Source organism: Mesorhizobium sp. M1E.F.Ca.ET.063.01.1.1 (assembly GCF_003998155.1).
Lineage (GTDB): Bacteria > Pseudomonadota > Alphaproteobacteria > Rhizobiales > Rhizobiaceae > Mesorhizobium.
Genome location: NZ_RZSC01000215.1, coordinates 1 through 8487, shown reverse-complemented (window position 1 = coordinate 8487; position 8487 = coordinate 1). Strand labels below are relative to the sequence as shown.

Sequence of the window (8487 nt, the reverse complement as noted above, 5' to 3'; positions counted from 1 at the left end):
GCGTCGAAACCCTGAAAGGCATCGACATCTCGCTTGAGAGTGGCGAGTTCCTGGTGTTGCTCGGCTCGTCCGGCTGCGGCAAGTCGACCTTGCTCAACATCATTGCCGGGCTCGCCGAGGCGACCAGTGGCGACGTGCTGATCGGCGGCCGCTCGGTGCTCGGCGTGCATCCCAAGAACCGCGACATCGCCATGGTCTTCCAGTCCTATGCGCTTTATCCAAACCTGACCGTGAGCCGCAACATCGGCTTCGGCCTGGAGATGCGAAAAGTCCCCGCGGACGAACGCGACAAGGCGGTGCGTGAGGCAGCCAAGCTCCTGCAGATCGAAAGCCTGCTCGACCGCAAGCCCGGCCAGCTTTCCGGCGGCCAGCGCCAGCGCGTCGCCATCGGCCGGGCGCTGGTGCGCAAGCCGCAGGTATTCCTGTTCGACGAGCCGCTCTCCAATCTCGACGCCAAGCTGCGTCTCGAGATGCGCACCGAGCTCAAGCGCCTGCACGAGATGCTGCGGACCACGGTCGTCTATGTCACGCACGACCAGATCGAGGCGATGACGCTGGCGAGCCGCATCGCCGTCATGCGCGACGGCCGCATCGAACAGCTCGGCACGCCGGAGGAGATCTACAACCAGCCGGCGACCCTCTATGTCGCCGGCTTCGTCGGCGCGCCTGCGATGAACGTGCTGGAAGCGGTGGTTGAGGATGGCAAGCTTGCCATAGCCGGCACCGACACGCGACTGGCGTTGCCGCCCCGTTACGCGAGCGCGGCCCGGAACGGCGCCAAAGTCGTTGTCGGGATCAGGCCCGAAGCGCTCCGCCTCGGGTCAGGCACTGGCGCCGAATTGTCGCTGCCCGTCGAGATCGATGTGGTCGAGCTGACCGGGCCCGAGCAGGTCACCACAGCCCGGATCGGCGCGCAGAGGCTCACGGCAACCTTGCCGCCGCGGAGCCGCGTTGCCAAGGGCCAGCCATGCGCCTTTGCCTTCGATGAAGACGCGCTTCGCCTGTTCGATCCAGCGACAGGCAAGGCTTTCCGAGGAGCAGTATCGAGCGGTTCAGCTTCTCCAAGCTGAACCGCTCGCATGTCTCAGTCGATGTCGAACGACACGCCCTGCGCCAAGGGCAGCGCCTTCGAGAAGTTCACCGTGTTGGTGGCCCGGCGCATATAGGCCTTCCAGGCGTCCGAGCCGCTCTCACGGCCGCCGCCGGTTTCCTTCTCGCCGCCGAATGCGCCGCCGATCTCGGCGCCGGAGGTGCCTATATTGACGTTGGCAATGCCGCAATCCGATCCGTCGACGCCGAGGAAGCGTTCCGATTCCTGCAGGTCGCGGGTGAAGATCGAGGACGACAGGCCGGCGCCCACAGCATTGTGCAGGTCGAGCGCCTCGTCGAAATCGGAATATTTCATCACGTAGAGGATCGGCGCGAAGGTTTCTTCCGTCACAGGTGACACCTGCTTCGGCATCTCGACCAGCGCCGGATGCACATAGTAGGCGTCGGGGTGGCCGTTCTCGAACCGCGTGCCGCCGGTCACCTTGCCGCCATGTGCTTCGGCTTCCTTCAGCGCCTTCTGCATGTTGTCGAAGGCGGCCTTGTCGATCAACGGTCCGACCAGCGCCGACGTCTCCAGCGGATTGCCGACCGAGACGCTCTGATAGGCCTTCTTCAGGCGCGGCAGCAGCGCGTCGTAGACGCTCTCATGCACGAACAGGCGCCGCAGAGTCGTGCAGCGCTGGCCGGCGGTGCCCATGGCGCCGAAGGCAATGGCGCGCAGCGCCATGTCGAGATCGGCGGTCGGGCAGACGATGCCGGCATTGTTGCCGCCAAGCTCCAGCACGGCGCGGGCGAAGCGCTTCGCCAGCCGCGGACCGACATCCCTGCCCATGCGGGTCGAGCCGGTGGCAGACACGAGCGGCACCTTGGGATGATCGACCAGCACCTCGCCGACGGCGCGGTCGCCGATCAGCACCTGGAGCAGGCCTTCCGGGGCATCGGCGCCGAAGCGCTTCACGGCACGCTTGAAGACCGCGTCGCAGGCAAGCGCCGTCAACGGCGTCTTTTCCGACGGCTTCCACACCACCGCGTCGCCGCAGACGAGCGCGAGCGCCGCGTTCCACGACCATACCGCGACCGGGAAGTTGAAGGCCGAAATGACGCCGACGACACCGAGCGGATGCCAGGTTTCCATCATGCGGTGACCGGGCCGCTCGGTGGCGATGGTCAGGCCGTAGAGCTGGCGCGAAAGGCCGACGGCGAAATCGCAGATGTCGATCATCTCCTGCACCTCGCCGAGCCCCTCGGACGGGATCTTGCCGACCTCGATCGACACCAGCCGGCCGAGTTCCGCCTTGTGCGCGCGCAATTCCTCGCCAAGCAGGCGCACCAATTCGCCCCGCTTCGGCCCAGGCACCAGCCGCCAGGCCTGGAAGGCCTTGTGCGCGGCGTCGATGGCCTTGCTTGCATCGGCGGCAGAAATCGTCTTCAGCGCCGCGATCTGCTCGCCCGTCACCGGGCTGCGCACGACGAGGTCGCCGCCGGAAAGCGCGTCCTTGGCGACGCCAAGTTTCTCCAGAAGTGAGGCCGTTTCCTTCGCTATCGTCATTTTTGTCCCTTTCAGATCCCGCCCGGATATGGCGAGCGTCGAAGCCTTGCGCCATGCTTGGCGCGCCCTCCGGCACGTCCAGGCGCTTTGATGGCGTGGCATTACTCGTTTCAGGGAAAAACCGCCACCCCGGCATGGTCCAAGCCCGGCTCGCAAAATTGGGCCAGGCGCCGGAGGGGGGATCAGCGGGCTTTGTGGACCGGCTTTTCGGCGCTTTCCTTGATCAGCCTGTCAATGTGCATGCGGATGTGAGCGGCCTCGGCGGCGGTGTTGGCTAAAGCGATCGCACGGTCGAAGGCCACGCGCGCCTCCTCATTGCGGCCAAGCTGCATCAACAGTCCGCCCCTCAGGCCGAAGAAGTGGAAATAGCCGGACAGCCTGTCTTCCAGCGGCTCGATCATGGCGAGCGCGGCTTCAGGTCCGCTCACCTTGCTCACCGCGACGGCGCGGTTGAGCGTCACCACCGGCGAGGGCTGCATCTGCTCGAGCAGGCCGTAGAGCAGGTCGATCTCGGTCCAGTCGGTATCCTCGGGCGTCGCCGCGCGCGCATGCAACGCCGCGATCGCCGCCTGCACCTGGTAGGGGCCGGGCTTGCGATGGCGCAGCGCCTTGTCCACCAAGGCCAGGCCTTCGTCGATCATCTTGCGGCTCCACAGCGACCTGTCCTGATCCTCGAGCAGCACGATCTCGCCATTCTCGTCGAAGCGCGCCGGCGCGCGCGCATGCTGGAGAAGCAGCAGCGCCGTCAGACCCATGATCTCGGGCTCGGTCTGAAAGAGCCTGAGCAGCAGCCGGGCAAGCCGGATCGCTTCCTCGCACAGTGGCGCGCGAGCCGGCGCCTCGCCGCTGTTGGTCGAGTAACCTTCGTTGAAGATGAGGTAGATCATGGCGGCGACCGCCGCGAGACGCTCCGACCGCTCGACCGCGCCTGGCGTCTCGAACGGCACGCCGGCGTCCGCGATGCGCGCCTTGGCACGGGTGATGCGCTGCTCCATGGCGCTTTCGCCGACAAGAAAGGCGCGCGCGATCTGTTTGACGGTGATGCCGGAGACGATGCGCAGCGCCACTGCGATCTGCTGTGTCGCCGGCAGGTCCGGATGACAACAGATGAACAAGAGCCGCAGGATGTCGTCGCGATAATGCGCGCCGTCCAGCCGCTCGGCCATATCGCCTTCGGCGTCATCGAGATCGGAGATCTGGTCCTCTTCCGGCAGCGGCGCCTGCTTGGAGCGCTTGCGCACCGCGTCGATGCCGCTGTTGCGGCCGACGAAGATCAGCCAGGCCGCCGGATCGCGCGGCGGCCCGTTTTTCGGCCAGTTCTTCAATGCCCTCAAGCATGCGTCCTGGAAAGCTTCTTCCGCGGCGTCGAGATCGCGGAAATAGCGCAGCAGCGCGCCCATCGCCTGCGGACGGGCGGTGCTGATCGCGTTGCTGATCCAGGCAAGATCGGTCATACGGCAACCTTGGTCGGATTGAAGATGGAGATCGGCCTGATCTCGTAGGAGCCGCCGCTCGGATTGACCTCGGAGAGCTCGCGGGCGAAATCGACCGCCTCGTCAAGGTCGCGGCATTCGAGCGTGTAGAAGCCGAGGAACTGCTCCTTGGTCTCGGCGAAGGGCCCGTCGAGCACGACCGATTCCCCCTTGACCTTCCTCAGCGTCGTCGCGGCGGTGGTCGGCAAGAGACGGGCCACGGGTCCAAGCCGACCTGCCTTGGCGTATTTGTCCTGTACGTTGAGGAGCTTTGCCATCACCTCGTCGTCCTGTTCCTTGCTCCAGGAGCAGACGACGTCTTCGGAGGCGTAGCAGAGGATGGCGTAGAGCATGGTCTCGTCCTTTCCGTATCAAAGGACGCGACAGTAGGACCCTTCCCGACACAAGGTCGACAAAAAAAATTCATAGGGCGATCACGGGCTTATCCCGTGCCCTCGCGATATGTCAGGCTCCGCGCGCTTGCAGCCATCTGAGCACCAGCGTCTCCTCTTCGTCGAGGCCGGGCATGAGACGCTTCCGTCTGTTGGCTTCCGCCATTTCGTCGAGCAGCTTGCCTTGCGACCACGCCTCGAAGACCAGCGGATGGATGTAGCATTTGCGGCAGACGGCTCGCGTGTTGCCCAATCGTTCGGCGACCTTGTCGACGATGCTGTTTATCATCCGCTTTTGCTGGGGGGCACTTTCGGGCAGTTCCGTCTGCGCAAACAGCGACGCCGCATGAATTGTGCCGCCCCAGGTGCGGAAATGTTTTGAGCTGAATTCCACGCCGGACGCCTCACGGATGTAGCGGTTGATATCCTCGGAGCGCACCGGCCGGCGGTTTCCTTCCTCGTCGAGATACTGGAACAGGTTCTGGCCCGGCAGGTCCTGCGCTCCGCGCACGATTTTGGCGATGCGGCGGTCGACGAGCCTCAGCTTCCATTCCTTGCCGGACTTGCCCTTGAAGGCGAAGCGCAGCCTCGAACCCTCGATATCGACGTGTCGGTCGCGCAGCGTGGTCAGCCCGAAGCTCTTGTTGTCCCGGGCGTAGGCGGCATTGCCGACGCGGATCATGGTGTTGTCGAGCAGCCAGACGATCGCTGCGACCACACGCTGCTGCGGCAGGCCGTGCCGGCGCAGGTCGGCATCGATGCGGCTCCGCAGTTCAGGCAACGCCTCGGCAAAAGCGACAAGGCTGGAATATTTGACGCCGTCCCGCTCCTCGGTCCATTGCGCGTGATAGCGGTACTGCTTGCGCCCGCGCTGATCCCGGCCGGTCGCCTGGATATGCCCGTCCGGGTCAGGCGAAATCCAAACATCCGTCCACCCGGGCGGAATAACGATCGCTTTGATGCGGTCAAGCGTCGCCGCGCTGACCGCGCCTCCGTTCGGGTCAGCGTAATCAAATCCCTTGCCTTTTCTCCGGCGCCGGATGCCCGGATCGGCATCGCTGACATAGCTGAGCGACGCGCTTTCGGCCGAACTTTGCGCGCCGTTCCCCTGCATCTTCGTACCACCCGCCAGGCGGTCCGAGGACGATTGTGCTCGTTGCAGCATAATGGCTCCACGGAACTGGTCCGTAGATAAGCCGCGCGACAGGCGGCTGGTTCCACATTGCGGAGCGACGCCAACCCCGGCCCGCCAGCCATCAGGCGCTTTGCAACTGGCTATGATAGATCGAGACCCGGCGTCGCGTCGCGAGTTGAGAAGCAGCCCGCGCGATCGATGCCGCTCGCGCGGCTTCAGGCGGCGACCGGAATGACGTCGACCGCCTGCTCGCCGACCTGGCCGCCGGTGGTCTTCAAGACGCCGACGATCGGCGCCACGTCGGAATAGTCGCGGCCGTGCCCGACCGTGATATGGTCGTTGCTCGCCCGCATGCCGTTGGTTGGATCGAATTCCTGCCAGCCGGCATCGCGGCCGCACCAGACCTTTACCCAGGCATGCATGGCGTCGGCGCCCTCGAGCCTCGGTTTTCCTTTCGGCGGAATGGTGCGCAGGAAGCCGCTGACATAGCCGGCGGGAATGCCCAGGCCGCGCAGGCCGGCAATCATGATGTGCGAAAAGTCCTGGCACACCCCGCGTTTGAGCGCGAAAGCGTCGCTGCCCCGGGTCTGCACGGTGGTCGCCTTGCCGTCATAGGTGAAATCGCGATGGATGCGGTTGCAGAGATCGACCGCGGTGCCGACCGTGGAGCCAGAGAGACTCTCCCGCGCATAGGCGGTGATCGCCGCATCGAGGCCGGCATAGTCGCTGGCGGCGAGGAAATGATGCGGCGCGGCAGGGGACAGCGAGCGCACGGCATCCAGTTCCGCCCTCAAACCGTGGATGTCGGGCGAAACGTCCAGCCCTGGTTCCGGCCGCGAGACCGACACCCGCGCGCTCATCCTGATGTCGAGTTCCTCATGCGCCTCGCGAAAGGCGATCGAGGTGACGTTGTTGCCGAAGAAATCGGAAAAATCCGCCCGTTCGGACGGCATCGGCTGAAAAGACAATGACGCGGCGATCACCCGCTGCACGCCGGCGATCGTCTGCGGCAAGACGCGCACCTGGTGCCGGCCGCCGCCGGCGGCGGAGGCGTATTCGTAATGCAGATGAAGCCTGATGTCGTAAAGCATCTAACCGAAATAGGCCTTGGCGAGGCTGTTGTAGAGATCACCGATCTGGTTGGCGAGCTCGTCTAGCACCCTGGCGGTCATGTCCGACGGTTCCATCACAGCGGTCGCCGTGTTGAGCTGTAGGATTTCCTTCGCCGCGGGCGACATATGCCCCTCGCCGCCGACCGAAGGCAGCATGCCGATCTCGGCCTTCAGCCGCTCGAGCTGGAACAGGATGGAGCGCGGATTGAGCGGATCGAGCGCCAGGAGGTCGATCACCGTGCGCCGGCCGGCCTGCACCGGATATTGCCGGCGGTGGGTCATCACGCTGTCGCCGATCTCCAGCATCATGTCGAGCGCGCCGTCCGGCGCGCCGTTTCCAGTCAGTCGGGCGAGCGTCCGGGCGATCTGGATGCCGCGCTCCAGCCGGCGGCCGATCTCCAGGAATCGCCAGCCGGTGAACCGGTACATGTTCTCGTGCAGCAGGCCCGAGAAGCCCGCAAGCTTGCGCAGCATGACGGTCATCGCGCGCGTCGCGTCGTCGCCAGGCGCCACCGTTCCGGCGAATCTATGGATCGTCTTCGACAGATCCTTCAGCGCCAGCCAGCCGTCCGGCGAGAAGCGGTCGCGGATCTGTCCGGCGCTGTAGACGGCGCTGTCCAACGTGCCGATCAGGCCAAGCGGGATCGCCGATTCGACCTCGATGCCGAACGGCTCGAGATAGTCCCTGATATCGGCGAGCAGCGGCATATCGGGATCGGACGTCTCCGCCAGCCTGACATGATAGGCGCGCAGCACGCGCACCGTGTCTTCCGAGCGCTCGATATAGCGGCCGAGCCAGGTCAGGTTCTCCGCCGCGCGGCTTGGTAGGCTGCCGGGCATGGTCCGGGTGAAACCGTCGGTCTCCTGCGGCAGCAGCGTCTCGCGTTCGACCGGCCTGTCGCTGACCACCCAGACATCGGCGGCCTGGCCACCGCGCTGCATGGCGATTGCCGTCGGGTCGAGCGAGAAGCCGACGCGCGCAAAGCCTCCAGGCATGACGGTCCAGCCTTCTTGGGTGCGCGCCAGATAGACCCGCAGGCTGGCGGGCCGCGGCTCCAGCCGGCTGCCGGCAAAGACCGGCGTCGTCGAAAGCGTAACGGCTTCCTGGCCGACAAAGCCGGCACCGTCCGTCTCGATCCGCGCGATCAGTTCCGCCCGCTCCCCTGACGAAAGCGCCAAGCCCAGCCGCGTCGCGCCATCGTCTTCAAAGGCGAGCCGCGTCGACAGCGCCGGGCCAATCACCATGCGGTCGATGTTGGCAAGCACATGGTCGCGTTCGGTCTGCTGCCCGCACCACCACGTGGCGATGCTCGGCAGGGAGAGATCCTCGCCACGCAGTTCCTGGGCGATCCTGGGCAGGAAGGAAAGCAACGCCCGCGTTTCCATCAGGCCCGAACCCAGCGCGTTGACGGCCGAGACCGTGCCGCGGCGGATCGCCTCGACCAGGCCCGGCGTGCCGATCTGCGAGTCCGGGTTGAGCTCGAGCGGATCGGCGAAGGCCGCATCGAGCCGCCGCCACAAAACGCCGATCGGCATCAGGCCCGAAACGGTGCGAACCATCAGGCGGCCGCCGGAGACGGTCAGGTCCTCGCCCTCGAGCAGCATGATGCCGAGATAGCGCGCGATATAGGCGTGCTCGTAATAGGTCTCGTTGAGCGGTCCTGGCGTCAGGATGGCGACGCGTCCGCCGGACTCCCTTGCCATGCCGTTCAGAGCGTCGCGGAAGCGGCGGAAGAAGCCGGCAAGACGGTGCACATGCATTTCGCCATAGATGTCG

Annotated in this window: 7 protein-coding genes; 1 reads left to right on the top strand and 6 read right to left on the bottom strand. The window is 65.5% G+C overall.

From position 1 onward, the window contains the following. A partial coding sequence (ugpC, locus tag EOA29_RS16855; RefSeq protein WP_127221166.1) for a sn-glycerol-3-phosphate ABC transporter ATP-binding protein UgpC occupies nucleotides 1-1070 on the top strand: 1070 nt, incomplete at its 5' end. 14 nt (nucleotides 1071-1084) lie between these two features. Here ugpC and EOA29_RS16850 read toward each other — a convergent pair. From EOA29_RS16850 to EOA29_RS16825, 6 genes are all read right to left on the bottom strand, one after another. Next, nucleotides 1085-2599 carry an aldehyde dehydrogenase family protein gene (locus tag EOA29_RS16850; RefSeq protein WP_127221165.1) on the bottom strand — a complete coding sequence of 505 codons (1515 nt, stop codon included), beginning with the start codon at nucleotides 2597-2599 and terminating at the stop codon, nucleotides 1085-1087. Between the two features lie 182 nt (nucleotides 2600-2781). Further along, on the bottom strand, nucleotides 2782-4053 hold the full coding sequence (locus EOA29_RS16845; RefSeq protein ID WP_126092224.1) for an RNA polymerase sigma factor: 1272 nt from the start codon (nucleotides 4051-4053) through the stop codon (nucleotides 2782-2784). Next, on the bottom strand, nucleotides 4050-4424 hold the full coding sequence (locus tag EOA29_RS16840; protein ID WP_126092223.1) for a YciI family protein: 375 nt from the start codon (nucleotides 4422-4424) through the stop codon (nucleotides 4050-4052). Before EOA29_RS16840 ends, EOA29_RS16845 begins: the two co-directional genes overlap by 4 nt. A gap of 112 nt (nucleotides 4425-4536) precedes the next feature. Beyond that, nucleotides 4537-5628, bottom strand: a complete 1092-nt coding sequence (locus EOA29_RS16835) for a DNA topoisomerase IB (RefSeq protein ID WP_126092222.1) — start codon at nucleotides 5626-5628, stop codon at nucleotides 4537-4539. 185 nt (nucleotides 5629-5813) lie between these two features. Beyond that, on the bottom strand, nucleotides 5814-6689 hold the full coding sequence (locus EOA29_RS16830) for a transglutaminase family protein (RefSeq protein WP_126092221.1): 876 nt from the start codon (nucleotides 6687-6689) through the stop codon (nucleotides 5814-5816). Next, nucleotides 6690-8487: circularly permuted type 2 ATP-grasp protein (locus EOA29_RS16825; protein ID WP_127221164.1), on the bottom strand; the 1798-nt coding region annotated here is incomplete at its 5' end.

Coding starts and splice junctions, on each gene's coding strand:
- EOA29_RS16850 (WP_127221165.1), bottom strand. CDS start 2,599: ATGACGATAGCGAAGGAAACGGCCTCACTTCTGGAGAAACTTGGCGTC.
- EOA29_RS16845 (WP_126092224.1), bottom strand. CDS start 4,053: ATGACCGATCTTGCCTGGATCAGCAACGCGATCAGCACCGCCCGTCCG.
- EOA29_RS16840 (WP_126092223.1), bottom strand. CDS start 4,424: ATGCTCTACGCCATCCTCTGCTACGCCTCCGAAGACGTCGTCTGCTCC.
- EOA29_RS16835 (WP_126092222.1), bottom strand. CDS start 5,628: ATGCTGCAACGAGCACAATCGTCCTCGGACCGCCTGGCGGGTGGTACG.
- EOA29_RS16830 (WP_126092221.1), bottom strand. CDS start 6,689: ATGCTTTACGACATCAGGCTTCATCTGCATTACGAATACGCCTCCGCC.